Origin of the sequence: Mucilaginibacter sp. (assembly GCF_028287845.1) — a bacterium.
In the GTDB taxonomy this organism is placed as follows: domain Bacteria; phylum Bacteroidota; class Bacteroidia; order Sphingobacteriales; family Sphingobacteriaceae; genus Mucilaginibacter.
Genome location: NZ_JAQBOW010000059.1, coordinates 20,000 through 39,826, shown reverse-complemented (window position 1 = coordinate 39,826; position 19,827 = coordinate 20,000). Strand labels below are relative to the sequence as shown.

17 protein-coding genes are annotated in these 19,827 nt (G+C 38.1%); 2 read left to right on the top strand and 15 right to left on the bottom strand.

Going from position 1 to position 19,827, the window contains the following annotated elements:
- The 4 genes from JWP71_RS05390 to JWP71_RS05375 form a co-directional block, all read right to left on the bottom strand.
- The coding region (locus JWP71_RS05390) for a Gfo/Idh/MocA family oxidoreductase (RefSeq protein ID WP_299497741.1) at positions 1-576 on the bottom strand (576 nt) is incomplete at its 3' end.
- Positions 577-610: 34 nt separating this feature from the next.
- Positions 611-1,909 (bottom strand): folylpolyglutamate synthase/dihydrofolate synthase family protein, encoded by a 1,299-nt coding sequence (locus tag JWP71_RS05385; RefSeq protein WP_299497739.1) that lies wholly within the window; start codon positions 1,907-1,909, stop codon positions 611-613.
- A 367-nt stretch (positions 1,910-2,276) separates the two neighbouring features.
- The gene (locus JWP71_RS05380; protein ID WP_299497737.1) at positions 2,277-3,185 is read right to left on the bottom strand and encodes a hypothetical protein; all 909 of its coding nucleotides are present in this window, start codon (positions 3,183-3,185) and stop codon (positions 2,277-2,279) included.
- A 184-nt stretch (positions 3,186-3,369) separates the two neighbouring features.
- A complete protein-coding gene (locus JWP71_RS05375) occupies positions 3,370-3,672 on the bottom strand; it encodes a nucleotidyltransferase domain-containing protein (protein ID WP_299497736.1) in 303 nt (100 codons plus the stop codon).
- Positions 3,673-3,843: 171 nt separating this feature from the next.
- Here JWP71_RS05375 and JWP71_RS05370 point away from each other — a divergent pair, with 171 nt between their 5' ends.
- Complete coding sequence (locus JWP71_RS05370) at positions 3,844-4,104, top strand: hypothetical protein (RefSeq protein WP_299497735.1); 261 nt, start codon at positions 3,844-3,846, stop codon at positions 4,102-4,104.
- A gap of 719 nt (positions 4,105-4,823) precedes the next feature.
- On the opposite strand, the gene JWP71_RS05365 is transcribed toward JWP71_RS05370, so the two are convergent.
- The 8 genes from JWP71_RS05365 to JWP71_RS05330 form a co-directional block, all read right to left on the bottom strand.
- Positions 4,824-5,636: an energy transducer TonB gene (locus JWP71_RS05365; protein ID WP_299497734.1), complete on the bottom strand. Its 813-nt coding sequence runs from the start codon at positions 5,634-5,636 to the stop codon at positions 4,824-4,826.
- 72 nt (positions 5,637-5,708) lie between these two features.
- Positions 5,709-6,110 (bottom strand): biopolymer transporter ExbD, encoded by a 402-nt coding sequence (locus tag JWP71_RS05360; protein WP_299497733.1) that lies wholly within the window; start codon positions 6,108-6,110, stop codon positions 5,709-5,711.
- Positions 6,107-6,808, bottom strand: a complete 702-nt coding sequence (locus JWP71_RS05355; RefSeq protein WP_299497732.1) for a MotA/TolQ/ExbB proton channel family protein — start codon at positions 6,806-6,808, stop codon at positions 6,107-6,109. The genes JWP71_RS05360 and JWP71_RS05355 overlap by 4 nt, the downstream gene beginning before the upstream one ends.
- A 12-nt stretch (positions 6,809-6,820) precedes the next feature.
- Positions 6,821-8,134, bottom strand: coding sequence for an SPOR domain-containing protein (locus JWP71_RS05350; RefSeq protein ID WP_299497731.1), 1,314 nt, complete (start codon positions 8,132-8,134; stop codon positions 6,821-6,823).
- A 101-nt stretch (positions 8,135-8,235) separates the two neighbouring features.
- Positions 8,236-10,104 (bottom strand): hypothetical protein, encoded by a 1,869-nt coding sequence (locus JWP71_RS05345; protein WP_299497730.1) that lies wholly within the window; start codon positions 10,102-10,104, stop codon positions 8,236-8,238.
- A gap of 21 nt (positions 10,105-10,125) precedes the next feature.
- Positions 10,126-13,224, bottom strand: a complete 3,099-nt coding sequence (locus JWP71_RS05340) for a tetratricopeptide repeat protein (RefSeq protein WP_299497729.1) — start codon at positions 13,222-13,224, stop codon at positions 10,126-10,128.
- Positions 13,225-13,629: 405 nt separating this feature from the next.
- The gene (locus JWP71_RS05335) at positions 13,630-13,995 is read right to left on the bottom strand and encodes a response regulator (RefSeq protein ID WP_299497728.1); all 366 of its coding nucleotides are present in this window, start codon (positions 13,993-13,995) and stop codon (positions 13,630-13,632) included.
- 153 nt (positions 13,996-14,148) lie between these two features.
- Positions 14,149-17,103 carry a M16 family metallopeptidase gene (locus tag JWP71_RS05330; RefSeq protein ID WP_299497727.1) on the bottom strand — a complete coding sequence of 985 codons (2,955 nt, stop codon included), beginning with the start codon at positions 17,101-17,103 and terminating at the stop codon, positions 14,149-14,151.
- A gap of 247 nt (positions 17,104-17,350) precedes the next feature.
- Here JWP71_RS05330 and JWP71_RS05325 point away from each other — a divergent pair, with 247 nt between their 5' ends.
- Positions 17,351-18,007, top strand: a complete 657-nt coding sequence (locus JWP71_RS05325) for a porin family protein (protein ID WP_299497726.1) — start codon at positions 17,351-17,353, stop codon at positions 18,005-18,007.
- Between the two features lie 71 nt (positions 18,008-18,078).
- Here the strand turns inward: JWP71_RS05325 and JWP71_RS05320 are convergent, their stop codons facing one another.
- The 3 genes from JWP71_RS05320 to JWP71_RS05310 form a co-directional block, all read right to left on the bottom strand.
- Positions 18,079-18,549 carry an RNA-binding protein gene (locus tag JWP71_RS05320; RefSeq protein ID WP_299497725.1) on the bottom strand — a complete coding sequence of 157 codons (471 nt, stop codon included), beginning with the start codon at positions 18,547-18,549 and terminating at the stop codon, positions 18,079-18,081.
- Positions 18,550-18,718: 169 nt separating this feature from the next.
- Positions 18,719-19,078, bottom strand: coding sequence for a response regulator (locus JWP71_RS05315; RefSeq protein ID WP_299497724.1), 360 nt, complete (start codon positions 19,076-19,078; stop codon positions 18,719-18,721).
- 342 nt (positions 19,079-19,420) lie between these two features.
- Entirely contained in the window at positions 19,421-19,753 is a 333-nt protein-coding gene (locus tag JWP71_RS05310) for a YMGG-like glycine zipper-containing protein (protein WP_299497723.1), read from the bottom strand.
- Between the last annotated feature and the right edge of the window lie 74 nt (positions 19,754-19,827).

The following is a 19,827-nucleotide window of genomic DNA, read 5'->3' as shown; positions in this document are numbered from 1 at the left end:
CTGGTCAAGCTGGTGCGGACTCATATCATGGAAATAACCACCGCCCGAATGTTCGGCTTGTATGCGCCAGTTATCTTCCACATGGGTAACCAGTTCGGGTGTTATGCTTTGCCATAGCCTTATCTGCACGGTGCGTATATCGCCAATGCTGCCATTGTCTATCAGCTCCTTTACATACAAAAACATAGGTAACGCGCGGCGGTAATGTGCTATAGATAGTTTGCCTTTGCTTTGTTTAACCGCATCAGCTATTATGCGTGCTTCGGCGGCATTTAGGGTTATGGGTTTCTCCAGGTATACGTTCAGATTTTTTTTCAAGGCAGCCAAAGCATAACCCAAATGCGACCCCGGGGGCGAAGCGATATAAACCGAGTTGATCTCGGGGTCATTCATTAATTTATCTGCATCATCATACCATTTGGCAACATTGTGCCTGCGGGCATAGTCAGCCGCTTTCTCACCATTGCGGCGCATAACCGCTACTAAACTGCTGTTAGGTACCTTATAAAGCGGTGGACCGCTCTTGATTTCGGTTACGTCACCGCAACCAATAATTCCCCATTTAATTGTACTCATGTTTTATTTTTATGTGGGGTAAAAATAGGATATTTCAAACAACTTCGGCAATAACAAATGTACTGCCACCAACAAAAACAAGGTCGTTATCTTCTGCTGTTTGCTGTGCTGCCGCTAAAGCGGATGTGACAGATGGGTAAGCTTCACCATGTAAGTTAAAACCGGCAGCTTTTTCCTTTAAACTTTCGGCCTCTAAACCGCGCGGTATATCAGGTTTGCAGAAATAGTATATCGCATTTTTGGGCAGCATAGCTAAAACCCTGCTGCTGTCCTTATCACTCACCACACCAATAACAAAATGCAATTGCTTAAACTTTACATTGGCAATGTTTTTCAATACTTCCTCTATACCTTCGGGATTATGCCCGGTATCGCAAATGGTTAAGGGTAAATTATTTAAAACCTCCCAGCGCCCATGCAAACCGGTTAGTGTTTTAACCTGGCGCAGGGCCGTTTTGATATGCTCATCAGTAATAACAAAACCTTGGGCGCGTAACTCATTTACTGCGGATAGCACAGTTTTTACGTTTTTAAGCTGATAGCTGCCGGTAAGGTCGAGTTGTAAGTTTTGAGTTTTGAGTTTTGAGTTTTGAGTAATCTCAACCTCTAACAGATCATTCCATCCTTTTGAATTTTGAATTTTAACTTTTGAATTAAATAACTCTGATGCAAAGCTTATTGGCGCATTTTGTTGTTTCGCTTTGCGGATGAAGATATCGGCAAGATCATCCTGCTTCTCGCCAATAATTACGGGGATGTTGGGTTTGATAATACCCGCTTTTTCCGCGGCGATGAGTTGCAGGGTATCACCCAGGATATTCATGTGGTCCCAGCCGATGTTGGTGATGATGGATAGGAGCGGGGTGATGATATTGGTAGAGTCAAGCCGCCCACCTAAACCTACCTCTATAACTGCAATATCCACCTTTTCCTTAGCGAAAATATCAAAGGCCAATGCAACGGTCATTTCAAAAAATGAGGGTTGGATATCCTCAAAATCGGGTTTATGCCGGGCCACAAAATCAATAACCCACTGCTCGCTTATCATTTCGCCATTAATACGGATACGCTCTCTAAAGTCCTTTAAATGCGGCGAGGTGTACAGCCCGGTTTTATAACCAGCCATCTGCAAAATAGCCGCCAGCATGTGCGAGGTAGAGCCTTTGCCATTGGTGCCGCCTATATGTATGCTTTTGAATTTGTTCTGCGGATTATCAAGGCGATTGCAAAGCTCAATGGTATTACCCAAATCAGCCTTGTAGGCAGATGCACCTACGCGGGTGAAGATCGGTAGTTGTGCGTAAATATAATCGATGGTTTGTTGGTAGTTCATTTGCTATGCAAATATAATAAATAGGTGGGTGCTCCGTAGTTGTTTGCGCAACCACCACGATAGCTTTGTTACACGAAATAGTGTAACAAAATGTAACAAGTGTAACAAGATTTCGACTTAACCTATTGAAAATTAAATAATTACGAAAAAGTGATGTAACAAAATGTAACAACTTATTCGTCTGTTTTTTTATGGGTAATTTTTCTATATTAAACTGATAACCAAATAATTATAAATAGACTAATTTAAAGGTGATGTAACAAAATGAAACAAGATTCTGCATGATGGTTGGCTTCATTACGTAGTTGTTTGAGTCGAATAACGGATGGATTGTTTTGAATACTGCGGACAACGGAGGTCGTTTATGTTACTTAAACTTTAAAAAGTTGAAGTATTTATTATAATTAATCCTTGTCCCATTATACACCAATTGTACAGAATCAAGATTTAGCGTTTCACCTTCAATTTTAAGATTAATAAAATAAGTGAAATGGCCATTGAACCAATTTATTTCAATTGGATAACCAAGACTTCTGTTTTTTGCTAGTTCTGGGCAAAATGTTGTTATATAAAGAGGGTATTTAGATCCTTTTGAGATTGATCCTATTCCATCGAAATGATTTGTAGAATTATAGTCCTTTATATCAGGTTTAACGGTTTTTTCACTAAGTCCATCTCTAACATATTGAACACCATACATACGCATATCTATACCATATGTATCGTAAATTATGGCTTTTACGTTTTGGAGCGCATAATCACTGTTATTTAAAATATCAAAAAAAAGGACAAAATATTTTTTTTGAGTGTTATTATCAATTACAATTCGACTGACAGTTAAAAGCAAGATAGGCTTGCTTTTTCCACCTGTAATTTCACTTTTTAGTTCACTTTGAAGTTGACCAATTTGTTGTTGTAATAAATTCGTTTTTAAACTGGTGGATAATATTCGGCTGGATGTATCAATTTGATTTTTTTGTAATTTAATGATGTCATCCTGTTTTGCATATAATAAACGATTGATTGAATCAATAACCTTTTGTTTATTTATAATTACTCTGCTTACTGAGTCAGCTCTATGCTGAGCTTTATCACCAGATTTTTGTGAATTGTACCCTGACCAAAGAGATGTAAAAGCGCCAATTATCAAAACGGCAAATGCTAATGTATTAAACTTATTGCTTTTTTGATTTTCCTTGTTGGCTTCTTTCTTATCAATAAAAGCAACTATGCCAGCACCTACAGATAATAAAAACCCAATAATGAGATAAGTCATAAATCTAATAATTAGATAAAATTAGGCTTTAAACTTAAGAAATTGTTTTAAAGTAAGAATCTATTTTCTACGCGTCATATATTTTTTGACCTTGTTGGTGTTTTATCACCAACAAGCACAGTTATGTTTAGGAATCAAGGTAAATATCGATATAAACTGGCCAAAAGTTTTTTCACTTCAACGGTCATAAAACAGCTATTTTTTGACTGTTTATACGCTGAAGTAAATAAGGATTAGTAATTGTTTCTTCTGCTACAATATCTACATCTTTTTTAAGAAGCTTTTGTAATGCATATATAAGCTGGAAATAATTGTTGCCATACTCTGTATAGCTAAGATCGGGGTTAAAACTTACCATAAAATCCACATCGCTATCGTCAGCCATATTTCCAATGGCGGCACTGCCAAACAGGTAAGCCCGTATCACGCCATAGCTTCGCATTACATCTTTTATTTCTGATAAGTTAGACTCGACCAAGCTATTCATAATAGCAAACTTACAACTATTAGTATCAAAATAATAATTTTGATTAATGCCATTGCCTAATTTTCGTAACTTTATACTACGGCAAAAGCAGGCTAAAAAGAAAGCCACAAAGCCCCGTACTTCGGAATACGAAAAGAAAGTATCCCTTGACAGTACAATAACATCACAAATATGAATTTAAAATCAAAAAAGATTTCGTTAGTGATTTTGGGCGCAACGGCCATCCTTTGTTCCAGAGCATTGTTCTTCTTTTTTAATGATACTGAAGGTCCAAATCTTTTAATAGTTGGAGGGTTGGCAATGGCCATATATTTTTTATCCGTTGCGGCTTATGTATTTGTACCTTCCAAAATAACGGGACTTAAGAAACTTTCGGTAGTAGTTTGTGTGCAAATACTATCTGTTATTGGCCTCTATTTTTGTATGAAGTAATTTCTGTCTATAATAACCTTAGTCACCCGTGGTAGGGATTTATAATTAGGAGTGTTCGAAAGATTTTAGCTTTTTTTAAGAGCCATCGGCTCGGATAAATCTTGTAACAACGGGTTTTAACCCGTTGGCAACTGATCCCACATAAGCAACGAGTGCAGTAGGCACGATACATATTTGATCTTAAATGGGCCGAACCTACGGTTCTTTACTTATGTATTTTTTCATAACCCAACGGATTGAAATCCGTTGTTACAATATAGGCCGAGGCTATGCCTCTATCTTGTGCTGCCTAACTTCTATAATTGGCAAATCAGATAACCTTGTGCCATTTCATCGCAATTAACATGCTGATTGCGGCAGGAATAAAAATATATGAAAGACTTACGGATACATTGGTTTTCCTGTTATTAAAAGGAGAAGCTTTATAATGGTCATATATTTTTTCATATCTCTTATCCTTGATAAACAAAAAATAGTGAATAGCAAATAAAACCAAGAATGTAGCAAAGGAATTTTCTGATGGAAAATTTTGATTTAAGATATAGAAATAATAAATCTCCGCGAGAATTGCTACACAACAAAAACTTCCGCCCATCATCATACAAACAGCAGTAAACCATGGAGTAGTATTTACCCTGTTTTTTCCGTCAAGATATTGTGAATTATAAATGCAAAAGAAAATGTATCTCATATCAAATGCAATTAACTGCTACTATGCTTTAATTCACCTTAAACACAAACACCACCGTACCAATTTGCGGATCTGGGGCAGATTCAAGCGCGTTTAGTTTGGAGTTTTTTACGGCGTCTTCGCATTTTTGCAGCAGGTTGGCATCGCTTATGGTGGTACCGCGCGCGCCTGCACGGGCGTATATTACATTACCGTTTTTGTCTACCCGTATATCAACCATTATTTTACCGGTATGGCGGCCATTGTCATTTATTGCGGGTTTGTTGGTAAAGTTGCGCTGCTCCATCATCAAGCTACCGCCATTGCCAGATCCTGTGCCGTTATAGTTATTGGTTAGCGTGCTGCCGGTTGGCTTGCCCTGGTTGCCGGGCGTATTGGTAGTGCCGTCACCTTCGCCAACGCCGTTGTTGGTTTTGCCTTTATACAGCGCGTTTTGGTTTACCGTAGGCTTGGCAACCGCTTTGGTAGGCTGCGTAGCTATGGTATTGGTTGGCTTTTTAGTATTAGCCGCAACTTCGGGCGCGTCTTCGGTGTTTTGCGTTACTACTGTTTTATCGCTGCTTTCGGCCTGCGTTTTTTGTTCGGTAGGCGGGGCGGTGGTAACTTTATCAGGCTTGGTATGATTTGCCTTTTCTGACATGGACGGTTGCTCCGTACTTATATAATCGCTACCCATGCCTTCATCAGTAGTGCCATAGTTTACCAGTATACCACCCGTACCATCCTGCGGCGGTGGGGGATTGGTGAACACAATAAAATAACATAAAGCCATCACAGCAGCCAGTATAACGGCTGTTGCTAAAAATGCTTTTGGATAGTTATTTTCTTCTGTATAGTTCATTTTTTAGTCATTGGACATTGGTCACTAGCCATTGGTTTGAATTATCTAATGACTAGGTGACCAATGACTAATTTACCCTTTAGGTTCTGTCGCCAAAACCAATTTTATATTCAATTTCTGCGCTATGTCCATAACCTGTACCACATCTTGTATGGCAACGGTTTTATCTACATATAAAACTATGGTTAGTTCGGTTGCTATTGATTTGTAGCCCAACAGCGTTGTATTCAGATCGGCTACCGCTACTTCCTTTTTATCAACGTAGTATTTAAGATCCTTGGTTATAGATACCGTAATGGTTTTTTTTGATACCGACTGCCCGCTTGACGATTTTGGCAGCATCAGTTTAATAACGTTTGGATTGGTTACTGTTGATGCGATAAGGAAAAACAAAAGTAGGAAGAACATGATATCATTCATGGCCGAAGTATGCACTTCGGCAGAGGCCCCTCTTTTTTTCTTTCTTAAATTCATTTGCTCGGCTCTTCTAACAAGTCAATAAATTCAATGGCATCGGTCTCTAATTGTAATATCACCTTATCCACCATCATATTTAAAATATGGTAGCACACATAGGCCACAATACCCACAAACAGCCCTGCTGCTGATGTTACCATCTTCACATATAAACCGCCGGATATTACACCCATGCTAATGTTATCTGTTTTAGAGATATCATAAAATATTTTAATAACCCCGGCAATGGTACCCAAGAAACCAAACATGGGGGCTATACCCGCCACTATGCCTAAAATACCTATGTTTTTTTCCAGCTTGGCTACTTCAATTTTACCTATGTTTTCAATAGCACCTTCAATATCTTTTATTGGGCGGCCAATTCTTAATAATCCCTTTTGCAGCATACGCCCCAACGGCGAATTACTGTTACGGCAAATAGCCATAGCCGACTCCAGGTTACCCGAATGAATACTGCTGCGTATCTGCACCAGCAGGTTCGATTCGTTTTTTGAAGCTTTACGAATAGTAAAATACCGCTCGAAAAATATAACCAGCCCTAATATGGCTAATACGCCAATGGGCAGCATTACCCACCCGCCTTTAAGCAGCAGGTCGCCAAAGCGAAGGTCCTGATCTGGTATGGCTGCCAACTGCTGTGCCGCATGTTTGGCGGTATCTGTTAGGTGTGTAACGGTATCTGTAACTGCTTGCATTATGGTGTTGTGTTATTTTGATGGTATAATTTCAATTCCGTAAGCGTAGCCACCCGGCACTTTACTACCTTCTATGGCTTTAACTGCACAATCTGTGGCTTCTTGCTTAGTTGCAAAATGACCAATTGATATATGATAAAGCGTGTCTGGTGCGTCGGTTACTAACCGTGGGTCAAGTCCTGCTTTTTTTATTTTCTTTATAGCCGCGTTAACCTCGGCAATGTTACTGCCGGTAAATGCATAAACTTCATAGCGCCTGGTGCCTACAGCGTCGGATGGTTTCGCGTTTATTGCGCCTGTTTTTTCAGGCTTCACAATAGCTTTTTGAAACGTACCCGGATTAGTTGTGACCACCGCCGGTTTCTGAATTATTACATTAGTTTTTGGCTGCTGCGTCGCGGCTTTTTGTGTTGGTGTGTTTTCTGTTGTAACTGTAGCTTTTGGAGCAGGCACAACAGTTTTTGGAACCGTTGTTACAATTTTCTTGGTTGTCAACGCAGTTTTGGCAAGAGTGTCTTTTGCAATTTTGGCAGATGCGGTGTCCGTTTTAACGCTATCTGTTTTAGCACTATCAACTGCCCGTGCAGCTCCTTTTGGTTTAACAGGAGCAATCATCACGGCATTAGATTTCCAAAATGCCAACTTATAAAACGTATCAGGTTCATACTTGTAAAGAGCAAATGCACCTGTTCCTAAAAGTAAAATAACCGCAAGTGTTATTAGCGATACACGTACTCCATTATTGCTTTTTTCTTCCTCCTCATCGGCATCAAAAAACTCAGGTGATATTCCTGCTTCCTCTTCTTGAAGTAGTGTTTGTATAGGCTCGAGTTGTGTCTCTTCAGGTTGTATCTCTGGAGTTATTAATTTTGGCGGGAAGACCAGCTCTGCATTGGGAGCTTCTTCCGGTTTACTGTGCCCGGTTTTCTTTATTTTAACAGGCTCAAATCCGTAAAAAAGGGCATCGTCAATTATTTTTTGCGCCGGTTTGAAGGTAAGCAGGCTTGACTCGGTATAAAACCAGCCTAAGTTACCAATAGGTACTTCGCCAATTAACGCATCCTGTTTTAAGCCGGTAATATATTTTTCAGAGAAATATTTGGCCGATGCTATAGAAATATTTTTTTTATTGGCAATATATTCGGCAAAGGCATCATTATCTATTGATTGTATATCAAATTGTGCCTGATGGTAGGGCGGATAAAATTTACCCTCATTTTCATCATAATAACCACTTACGCGGGCCCGTACAAAGTAACCTAATCCTGGTACACTTACTTCGCCCTGCTGCATTAGCAATTCACCTAAATAAAAGCCTACATCCATTTGCTAAAAGTAACGGTTAATTATATAACATCAAATAGTTTAGTCGTAAGTCGAAAGTCAATAGCCTTAAGTAGTTGCCACTTTAGGCTATTGACTTCCGGCTAAAAACTAAAACTGGCGCCGCCAAATATATTAAATCCATAGTCAGGATAATACAACCAGCTTTGATTTGTTGTATTTAAAATATTATTTACCTGCCCAAAAATCGATACTTGTTTATTCACTTTATATTCAATGCCGCCGCTAAGGTCGGCAAATGAACTAATTGCTGTTATAGTAGTAACAGGAGCGCTGTTTGCGTTAGGCAGGTTTGATGAACTAATAGTTCTGTCATAAGCTACACCACGAAACAATAACGAACCTGTAATTTTAACTTTATCATTTATATTGATAGCTGTACCGGCTGTTAGCTTAAATTTTGGAAGGTTCCATGCAAGCGCCTCTGAAGCCATGTGGTAATCTTTAAACACTACATTTCCAAAAATATTCACATCGTCTGATGCCTTATAATCCAGCTCGCCATTAAAGCCATTTACGCGCGATGTACCATTATCATAAATTACCATAAAGCGGTTATAGCCAGCAGCCAAATTAAAGTTGTTTACAAACAGCGGCATGTCTTTAACATTGTTTCTAAATACAAAAGCCTTAAAGCCGAGGCCTGGGGCAAGGGTGCCTTTTATACCTGCAGTAAGGTCAAGCTGGTCGACCGAGTTTTTAATGGCGATGTTTTGCCCAAGAAAGGGGTTAATTCCAAAAAAGTCGCGTAAGGATGATTTATTTACATCACCCTTTGCTTCAACAAACAAGCGCACATATTTGGGTATTACCTGGTATTCTAATTTGGCGGCAGGGAATATAGAAAAGCGCGAAGCAAAACCAAATTCGTCGACAATATTTATTCCGGCATCAATTTTATAATCGGTACCCTGAAACTTGATGTATGGATTCAATCTTACAATGCTATTATTATAAGAATACAGCGAATCTTTTTGTGTACTTAGATCAAGCGAAGCGCTTAAACCTGTATAAAATTGATTAATGGTTTGGTTTAAAAAGCCCGAAAGCACCAGGTTGTTCTCTCTTGCATTAAACCTATCGCCAAACGCGTAGCCTTTTAATTTTAAGGCGTATGTAAAATCATTTTCAACGTCTTTATAATTCTTGGCAATCTCGCCCTCGCCGCTAATGGTATTAAAATATTGGTGAGCCAATTGTAATGAGGCAGGAGGTGCATACATATCATACCCATAAAAATAGTTACTGCTATTGGTATAATCTATGCGCCCGGTTAAAGTATTAACATCGCCAACGCTTTTACCAAATACACCTATTTGGTCATTTCTGGTGTTTTGTTTGTAATAAGCTGTGCCGTTTTGCGCCAGGTGTTTAAAGTAGCCCCCCACTTGTAGTGCTTCATCTTTGCCGTTACCAAAATATCCTTCGGCAAAGGTGGTTTTTAAGTTGCCGGCACCCACTTTTATATAATTATTTAAAGGTACGCTATCCTGCTGCGCCGGCATTTTCATGGCATCCAGCTGTTTTATTTCTGTATTGCGTTCCAGGCGTTTATCTAACGGCGCATAATTTAATGGTGCCTTAAACGGTGTTTTATCTTCAAGGTCGGGATTGCGGCGTATTTTTACTGCATCAGCCAATACCGGTTTATAGGCCGTAGTTACCACAATTTCTTCTGATAAACTTCCGCCATTAGGTGGGTTAACGCCCGAACCGCCACCGCCTTTTTTAACAGTGTCCTTACTGCTTACTTTTGCTGCAGCCTCACCTAATGATCTGGCATCTGTTTGTTTCTTAGCGGTTACAGGTTTGGCAATAGTTTTTGCAGGTTGTTTCTTTACTGTTTTAACAGCCGCGGTTTTTTTAGTCTTACTGGTTTTTTGCGCGTTAACCGGAACAAAGTATAATACCATGATCAAAGTAAACAGCGTGTAGGTGTAATTTAATTTCATGTGCTTGTTTTCTTTTTATCCTTAGTTAACCGGTTTTGCGTTTTGAGTAGTGTCGGATTTCATTTCATCCGTTCCCTGTGCCTTAGCAGGTTTGGGCGGTGATATTTTATCAAGCTTTTGTTGTGCTGTTGATAATATCTCATCATCGCCTTTGTAATTATCAATTATACTTTGCAGTGTAGCTTTTGCCTGGAAATTATCTTTTAGCTTCACATAATTATCAGCCAACAAAATAAAAGCTTTGGCTACCCAGTAATCATAATTCGGAAAATCTTTTTGCAGCTCGAAACAGGTTTTTTGCGATGTTTTGTACTGGCGCTTTAAATATTGAATGTTGGCGATGTTATATTTAGCTTCGGCAGCGGCAACTGTTTTAGTGTTGCTCATGGTATAATTCAGTTCAGTTACAGCTGCAGTGGTATCAGCCTTTTGTAAGTAAGCCAAGCCAGCATACAGGCCGGTTTTAAACTTATCCTCCTGTGCAGATTTTTCGTTCTGCCTTACCAGCTTTACATAGTTCAGCACATCATCAGCCATGTGCATTTGCGAGTAACATAACAGCAGGTTATTTATAGCAAAGGCATAATCAGCCTTATATTCAGAGGTTATTTCTAATTTTTTAAGAAATACTACCGCTTCATTATATTTTTTCTGCGCGATGTACAGCTTAGACATGCTTATCAATGATTGCTCTGTATAGGTACTGGTCCAATCATTTAATATCACGTTGTAATCGCTAACTGCTTCATCGGGTCTTTTTAAATTAACCAGGCTTTGCGCACGTATAAACCTTGATTGCTTATCATATATGGGCTTGGTTTGAAACTTATCAAAGTAAGCGTTAACAGCAGCAACAGTGCCTTGCCAATCGCCTTTTAAATAAAGGTTATTGGCGGCTGTGTACATAATGCTTTCCTGTTCGGCTGCCGAGTAATTGCCAATAGGGGTAGTGGTAGCATAAGCGATGAAAGTTTGCGCATCACCCTTATCGGTATATATTTTTTCTATCTGTTTAAGGGCCTGTTTTGCTTCATCTGTGGATGCGTAGTCTTTTATCACCTGTTTAAATGATTCAATTGCAAGGTCATCATTCCCGGCATTGTAATCTATCAAACCAATGGTAACCAGCGCGCGTGGTATATAACTGCTGCGCGGGTATTTTTGAATCATGGTTTGCAGGTTGTTTCTTGCAGTTACACCATCATTCTTTAAAAAATAGGTATAGGCAATCTCAAAATCAGCATCATCCGCGTAATCAGAATTTGGGAACGATGCTAAAACATCCTTGAGGGTACTTATTTTTAAATCTAACGATCCACGTAAACCTTGTATCATCCCCCGCTGAAATAAGGCGTAATCCTCGCCTTTACTGTGTTGTGCAATTATTTTATCATAATATTCTAAAGCCCTGTCATAACTTTTTAATACAAAATAACTATCGCCAATACGGGTTATAGCATCATTTATAGTGTTCTTATCTTTTTCATCGCCATTTAAAAACTTTTGAAAATAGTTGGCTGCTGTTTTATATTTCTCACCACCAAAGGCTGCGTAGGCTAATGCATAATTTGCATAGTTGTACACAGTGGTTTGTTGTGCCTCGGGTAGGTCCAGGAAGTCTTGAAAGGTTAATACCGATTCGCCATATTTACGCACTTCGTACATCGCCTCGGCCATCCAGTAAGTGGTTAGCGCTTTTATTTTAGGATCAACCGGTACTTTTAATGAGCGCAGGAAAATACCAATAGCGTTTTCAAACGCGCGCTCATTGTAATACTCAAGGCCGCGGTAATAAGTAACTTTCTGATAAGCAATTTTGGCGCTCTGTGTTTTATTGGGGATAGGCTCCAGTATATCAACAGCCTCTTTATAATTGCGCGAGTTCAATAATTCCTCGCCCAATAAAACCTTAACCTCTGTAGTGCGTTGCGCGGTTGGGTAATTTTTTAAGTATAAGCGGGTAGCATCAAGCGCCTGGGTATTAAAATCAAGTTCGTAGGATAGCTTGGCATATTCATACAAACCATCTTCCTGCAGCTGCTTATCAAAGCTTAATTTTGATGCTACAAAAAACGCGTTACGCGCGCTTTGCTTGTTATCCATCTTCAGGAAAACACCGCCTAATATATAGTTACCATTCTGGCTGTAAACATCAGTCTGTTCAATCAGTTTTTCTAACTCGCTGGCAGCTTTTGCGTAGTTGCCTATTTTATTGTAAGCATAGCCCATTTGATAGCTATCCTGCGTGCTTTGGGTTTTGCCCAGATCGCGCTCTTCAAACCGGTTGTAATATTTAACCGAGTTATCATAATCTGATTTTGCAAAGTATGAAGCGCCAATTACGCGCAGCATCTCCGTTTCGTTTTGCTGAAGGGTGCTGTTGATGATAGGTACCGCGTAGCTTATTACATCATCATAACGGTTATCTAAAAAGTAAACGGCAGTTATATAATATGGATAGCTGTTGATGTATTTTTTTGAATTTTTAAGCTTTTCAAAATTTACCAGCGCTAAATGGTAATCCTGATTCAAATAAGCTATATAGGCAAAATAGTAAGTGGCGTCATCAGTAAATTGCGAGCGCCGGGTTTTTACTTCGCTAAACAGTAATTGCGCGTTTTTGTAATCATTTAAAGCAAAATAGGCATATCCCTTACGAAACTTATACTCGGTATTTTCGCTTCCGCTTAACTCGGCAGCGCTTATTTTATTAAACCAAAGCAGTGTTTCTTTATATTTTCCTTGTTTTGAATATGATTTGCCTATCTGGAAATAAGCCAGCTTGGTTAACGGGTTTTCGGGATGTTCTTTAATGAATTTTAAGAAAAGGCTTTCAGCATCATCATTACCTAATTCAAGCGCGCAAAATGCTACATAGTATTGGGCATTTTCTTTTATCAGTGAAAGTTCTGATTCGAATTGCGGCTGATTGCTGGTTTTTAATTTAGAATCCATCACCAGCTTATATTGCTGTGTAGCGGCAACGTATTTACCTTTTTCTAACAGATTGTTTGCGGCATGGTAAGTATTATAAACATCAAATGAAGGGTTTTGCTGCGCGAATAAATTGAAAGCGAAAAATACAAAAAAAAGGAAGAGACCGTATTTGATTTTTATCATAAAGCGTGTACAAAAATAGTGGTGCTAAATTAGCTAAACACAAAAATGCAATCCACAATAGTAATTAACAACTGTGGAAAACACTTTATAAACGCAAGTATGAAAATAGATGGTATGTATGTGGAAAACTTTTATGTGTTGGTCATTGGTCATTGGTCATTCGTCATTGATCATTTGCCATTGGTCATTTGCCATTAGTCATTTGCCATTAGTATTACCGTATATGGGGCTGTATCAAAATTGATATTGAAAAAATCAAAACAGAATTATATTTTGGGGATGTAGCTCCTCTGTGTTACTTTGCGACTTTTTTACCCACTTTGTGGTGAAAATTTACCATAGAGACCCAGGGACTTGATATAGCCCGATTGACTATTGACCAATGGCTATTGACAAATAACTAAATTATGCAGCAGCCAAATGCTTTTCTACACTACTCAATAACACATTTATATCAAATGGCTTGGCTATAAAATCATCGGGGTTGCCGTTTTGTTTGCGGGTATCGGTAACCGCATGGCTGGCCGAAAGTAAAATAACAGGTATGTTATGTGTTTCTTTTTTTGCTTTTACGTTCCGGCATAATTCGCGCCCATCCATATTGCCCAGCATAATATCTAATATTATAAGATCGGGATGATTCTTTTTTATTCTATCAAATAAAAAGTGGCCATCCGCTAAAGTTTCTACTTCATATCCTGAATCTTCCAGTATAAATTGTAAAATTTCTAGTATGTCTTTATCGTCATCAACCGCTAATATTCGTCGCATGGGTATATTATATTAAGTCCCTTAATAAAAAAGGTATAGGAAATTATTGTTATAATAACAATTCCTATACCACATATTAATTTAAGCACAAATTAGCCGGTATGTTTAGTAAACAATTTATTTAATGCTTGTTATTAAACACATTATTAGTCATTAATAGCCAAAAATCTGTTTCATATCCGGTTTTATCAGCTCGCCATATTTTTTAAGGTCGTTATCGCTCACACGTTTGTCTGATGCCACTATACAGTAAGTGTATGGTTTGTCTTTTAATTGCGTGCTATGGAAATTTTTAATAGTTGCAAAATTTATTTTATCCAGGCTGTTAAAAATGGTTTTTCGGGCATCATAATTTAAACCCATACGTTGGGCCGCCAGGTAATTAAACAAAATATCTTCCTGCGTAATACGTTCGGTTTCTAATGATTTACGGATATTATCCCTGGCGTCGGTCACTCCCTTTTCAGATTCGGGTAAGGTATTAAGTAATTCATTCATGGCTTTAATTGCATCGTTCAATTTATCGGCCTGTGTACCCACATAACCTAAAAAGTAATTACGATCGTCTTTTTTAACCGGTGCCGCATAAATAGCATAGGCCGAGTAAGCAAGCCCTTTTGCTTCGCGTATGTTTTGTAAAACTATTGACGTGAACCCACTGGTACCAAAGTAATTGTTAAATAATTCAACTTCGGGAGTTTGAGCAGGATTATATTCATTTTCATTTCGAATCCAGTAAATCTCTGCCTGTACCATATCATAGTTGGCAAATAATACCTGGTTGCCGGTATTAGCTATTCTTGTAAACTGTTTTTTAGCCGGATAAGGAGTAAAGGCAGCGGGTGTTTTATGCACTTTTGATAAAGTAAGCGCTGTCTGCATAGCTGTTTGCGGCCCATAATATAATATGGTGTGCTTATAATTATTAAGCGAATGCAAAATTTTCACCAGGTCATCGGCTGTTATGGCATCTAATTCATCATCGCTTAATGCATAATTAAACGGATTAGACGGGCCATATTGCGCATAGCTTCTAAGCCCGGCTGCAATTGTCGCTTTATTTAATTTAGCATTATCTCTTGCTCTTTTTAAACGTGTTTTAAGCCCGGCCAAAGCTTTTTCGTCGGGCTGGCAATTGGCCAGCAGATCTTCGTATAATTGAGCAGTCGCGATAAAGTTTTCCTGTAAACCGTTAAAACTAACCTGTGTAATTTCGGTACCGGTAGTTATAATTTGGTTTTGATTAAATGACGCTGCCAGTTTATAAAACGCTTTGCTAAAATCTTCGGCTGTTTTTGTTTTGGTGCCTAAAAATTGCAGGTATTGGGCAGCAATAGGTAATAACTTATTGTTCCAGCTACCCATATCATAACGATAGTAGAGCCTGAAGATGCTGTTGTCTTTATTTTGAACGGCTAAAACATCAATATTACCGGCTTTGGCCCTTTGTATATCTTTTTGGTAATCAAGCCAAACCGGTTTTACTGCAGTTGATGGTATGGAATTGATTTTTTTTAGGTATTCAGATTGTGACGTAGCATTAACTTCAACCGGGGTAATAGCCGGTTTTTCAACCTTTATTATATTTTTATCCTCGCCCTGGTGTTTGTAAACAATTACATAATCATTTTCATTAAGATATTTATTTGCAAACGCTACAATTTGCGGTTTGGTAATCTTAGAAAGTTCATTAATTGTAGCAATATCGGTACGCCAATCAACGCCCGAAGTAAAGTCGCTCATCAGGTTATTGGCCCTGTTTACATAACTTTCATTATCTATTATCTTGTCTTTTTTCGCGTTGTTTACTATAGATGTGATCAGGTCATCCGAAAATTCACCTTTTCGTAATTTGCTTATTTCAGCAAGCATCAAGTCTTTTACTTCGTCTAATGATTGCCCTTTAACCGGATTTCCGCGTAGTAATAAAACGCTGTAATCTTTTAAAGTATAATCACCTGCAAATGCACTTAATAATTTTTGTTTTTTAACCAGGTCAAGATCAAATAAACCAGCCTTGCCATTAGTTAGCATTGAACCCATCAGATCGAGCAGGCGGGCATCACGCGTGCTGGCGCCCGGAAAACGAAATGCAATAGTTAAGTTTTCAGGATTTGGGCCATAAACGTCACGTTTAATTGGGCTCACAATAGTTTGTTCTGGTTCAAAAGTATAAGCAGGAATAGGTTTTGCCTTCATGTAGCTAAAATGATCGTCAACTTTTTTGATCACTATATCCGGGTTAAAATCACCCGAAAGCACAACACCCATATTATTAGGCACGTAATAAGTGTAATAATAATTGCGGATAGCATTTAAAGAAGGGTTTTTTAAATGCTCAATTGTACCTATAGTGGTTTGCTTGCCATAGTTATTGTTAGGGAACAGGGCGGCAAACATGGCTTCATTAACTTTCCGGCTATCATCATCCAGCGTACGGTTCTTCTCCTCGTAAACGGCTTCCAGCTCGGTATGGAAAATACGCATTATGGGGTTACGGAAACGCTCTGCCTGCATCGTCAAAAACTTATCAATAGAACTACTTGGGATATCTTCTGTATAAACCGTTTGTTCAAATGAAGTAAAGGCATTGCTGTTTTGCCCGCCCATAGACGCCATCATTTTATCATACTCGTTGGCTATGGATACCTTAGCCGCCTCGCCTGATGTTTTGTCAATTTCTTTATATATCTCTTTACGTTTGGCTTCATCCTTAGTAGAATTATATTGCTCATACAAGGCATCTATTTTATCTAAATATGGTTTTTCTTTGGTCCAGTCTGTTGTGCCAAATTTATCAGTCCCCTTAAACATCATATGCTCCAGGTAATGTGCAAGGCCGGTATGGTCGGCCGGGTCGGTCTTGCTGCCTGCTTTAACCGCTATATACGCTTGTATGCGCGGCTGTTTATTAGTAGGGCTTAAAATAACGGTTAAGCCATTTTTTAAAACATAAAAACGGGAGTGAGTAGGGTCACCTGTTACGTATTTATAAGTGTATCCCCCGGAAGTAGCTTGTTTCCAGGTAATAATGCTTTTGCTTTGAGCTTTTAAGTTTGACGCAAAAGCAATCAATACAAAACTAATCAAGAGTAATTTTTGTTTCATGTTATAGGTTTAAAAAATAAATGTATTTAAAAATTTTAACTATAAAAATAGGAGGAGGCATTAAAAGTGATTTTATGGATAAAACAAACCTTTAATGGTTAATGCATGTTTTAAGGAATAAGACGATAAATCAATTCGCATGTTACCAGGAATTTGCATAAATTTTAATACTAAATTTTGCAGTAAATAAACCTTTGCAAACAGTTTTACTCTAAAAGGCATTATTAACTAAATAACTTATACCACTATGAAAAAAATTTTCTTTTTAGCTATTGGCCTGCTGGTTGCGGGCTCAGTAAGCGCACAACGATATTATCATTCTCCGCGCAACGATAGAAGTGGTGATAATAATAGTGATTTTTATCAACCCACGGTAGGTTTTGAAGTGGGGGTAAACGTATCAAACTCAGTTAGTTCTTATAATTCAAATTATAGCACAGGCGGCTTAGCCGGGCTTAATGCGGGTATTACGTTTAATTTGCCTTTAATTTACCCCTTATCTTTCGCTCCTGAAGTATTGTACTCGCAAAAAGGATATACTGCAGCTACGCAAGATGGAAATTTTACCCAACGTACTGATTTTATTGACATCCCTTTATTGGCTAAATTTAAAGTAGGGCCTGCGTTTAACTTTTATATTGGCCCGCAATTGTCGTATTTGCTTTCTACTACAAATACTTATAACAATGGCTTTACCATATCAAGCGAGCAGTATTACGAAAACAACAATGGGCATAAATCATTTTTAGATGGAGTTATTGGAGTAAGTTTTGATATTAACAGATCTGTTGATTTGCATGCAAGATATACTATTGATATGCAACAAACAGATAATTATGGCAATACTTATGTGCCCGATTACCGTAACCAGGTTTGGCAGTTTGGTTTAGGTTTTAAGTTTTAATGCTTAAAAACACATAAAAATAAAAGGCCGTCTCTTTTAGAGACGGCCTCATTTATTTTATGTGCTGCAGATTAATAATCCGAGTTTCCTTTATTGTTACCTCTGTCGCGATAGCTTCCACCGCCGCCATTACCTTTATCGCGATAGCTTCCACCGCCGCTGCTTTTATCACGATTGTAACCGCCACCACCGCCACCGCCGCTGTTTCCACCACGATAGCCACCGCCACCACTGTTTCCACCACGGCTGTAACCGCCGCCGCCACCGCCTCCATAACCACCACCGCCACTTGGCCTGTCGGTTTTTTCTTTGGCTTGGCTTACAGCAATTGCTTTGTCAAGTATTTGTTTTTCATCCAGATTAGTGATCGCGTTTTGAGCTTCATCATCATTTGGCATTTCAACAAAAGCATAGCACTTGCTTCTACCGGTTTCACGATCCATAATCAGGTTAACAGAACTAACTTCGCCATACGTGGCAAATAATTCTGTAATGTCAGCCTCCTGGTATTGATAAGGAAGCTTGGCGATAAAAATTTTCATTTAATGATTTTAGTTAAGTTATAACAATAGTAAGCATTATAATTAAAAAAAGTATGTGTGTTATTTGAATAGTTTATTAATGCTTTTATAACAGGTAACACACGCGTTTTTTTATTGTTTTAAGTTGGTAAAAATTTAATTAAAATAAAAAATAGTATCGGAAATGAGTTTAAGAGATGAGGCTATTAACTTTTTCAACCAGTTCGGTTAAATCAAATGGTTTATTAATAATGGCATCACAGCCATAATCAAAAAGTTCATCATCATGATTGATGTAAGCAGAGAATATAATTACCGGCGTATCCTTATATTTAGGATGGCATTTTATTTGCTTGCAAAGCTCGCCACCATTCATACCCGCAACACGATAATCTAATATTACCAGGTCGGGATTAAATTCTTCAACAAAAGGCATAACATCTTCGCCATTAGAAGTGCCTTTTACATCAAATTGTTCATAAGCAAGTGTTTCATGAACAATATCCAGTATGTCTTGATTGTCGTCTAATATTAAAATACGTTTTGACATTGATAAGGATTAAATAATCCGAAAATTTTAAAAAATGAGATGTGCAAAATTAAGCTTGGGCGTGGCAAATATTTTTTCGAACGGTATAAAACAAATATAATTTATTTTTTTTTATTCACAACATAATGAATAACATTTGGTTGTGAATTGTATTTTTTTGTTTCATTAGTTTACAACTTATTTACAACTTATTTACAACTTAATAGATATAATTAAAACGCACTCAAATTTAAAGGCATAATAACCTTCACTAAAGCCATAGTCAAGAAATATATAGTAAAATACTATTAAATATAAAAGCCTGTAACAGTAGCTACAGGCTTTATGTTAATGGGCTTTATATTAATGTCTTTTTTGATAAACATAAGCGTTTGGATAATGGCCATGCTTACGATAATAGGCCGCCCGGTAAGCAGCGCGTCTTTTTTTCTCTTCGTGTTTACGGTGCTCATTACCTATAACGTAACCACCACCTGCACCTATTGCACCTCCTATTAAAGCGCCGCCAACATTATGGCCAATAAGGCCACCCACAACTGCGCCGCCGGCACCGCCAATTATAGCGCCCTTGCCTTGTGAGCTTATGCCCTTATGTTGTTCTTGAGCTTGTGCAAAATTGCCTGTTATAAGCAATAGCGAAGTGAGTATCGCGGTATGTACAATTAACTTTTTCATGATATGTATCTGTTATGAATATTATTTAATAAATGCTAATCAAATAATAAGCCAAAAGATATTAAGATTGGAAA

Coding starts and splice junctions, on each gene's coding strand:
- JWP71_RS05385 (WP_299497739.1), bottom strand. CDS start 1,909: ATGAACTACCAACAAACCATCGATTATATTTACGCACAACTACCGATC.
- JWP71_RS05380 (WP_299497737.1), bottom strand. CDS start 3,185: ATGACTTATCTCATTATTGGGTTTTTATTATCTGTAGGTGCTGGCATA.
- JWP71_RS05375 (WP_299497736.1), bottom strand. CDS start 3,672: ATGAATAGCTTGGTCGAGTCTAACTTATCAGAAATAAAAGATGTAATG.
- JWP71_RS05370 (WP_299497735.1), top strand. CDS start 3,844: ATGAATTTAAAATCAAAAAAGATTTCGTTAGTGATTTTGGGCGCAACG.
- JWP71_RS05365 (WP_299497734.1), bottom strand. CDS start 5,636: ATGAACTATACAGAAGAAAATAACTATCCAAAAGCATTTTTAGCAACA.
- JWP71_RS05360 (WP_299497733.1), bottom strand. CDS start 6,110: ATGAATTTAAGAAAGAAAAAAAGAGGGGCCTCTGCCGAAGTGCATACT.
- JWP71_RS05355 (WP_299497732.1), bottom strand. CDS start 6,808: ATGCAAGCAGTTACAGATACCGTTACACACCTAACAGATACCGCCAAA.
- JWP71_RS05350 (WP_299497731.1), bottom strand. CDS start 8,134: ATGGATGTAGGCTTTTATTTAGGTGAATTGCTAATGCAGCAGGGCGAA.
- JWP71_RS05345 (WP_299497730.1), bottom strand. CDS start 10,104: ATGAAATTAAATTACACCTACACGCTGTTTACTTTGATCATGGTATTA.
- JWP71_RS05340 (WP_299497729.1), bottom strand. CDS start 13,224: ATGATAAAAATCAAATACGGTCTCTTCCTTTTTTTTGTATTTTTCGCT.
- JWP71_RS05335 (WP_299497728.1), bottom strand. CDS start 13,995: ATGCGACGAATATTAGCGGTTGATGACGATAAAGACATACTAGAAATT.
- JWP71_RS05330 (WP_299497727.1), bottom strand. CDS start 17,103: ATGAAACAAAAATTACTCTTGATTAGTTTTGTATTGATTGCTTTTGCG.
- JWP71_RS05325 (WP_299497726.1), top strand. CDS start 17,351: ATGAAAAAAATTTTCTTTTTAGCTATTGGCCTGCTGGTTGCGGGCTCA.
- JWP71_RS05320 (WP_299497725.1), bottom strand. CDS start 18,549: ATGAAAATTTTTATCGCCAAGCTTCCTTATCAATACCAGGAGGCTGAC.
- JWP71_RS05315 (WP_299497724.1), bottom strand. CDS start 19,078: ATGTCAAAACGTATTTTAATATTAGACGACAATCAAGACATACTGGAT.
- JWP71_RS05310 (WP_299497723.1), bottom strand. CDS start 19,753: ATGAAAAAGTTAATTGTACATACCGCGATACTCACTTCGCTATTGCTT.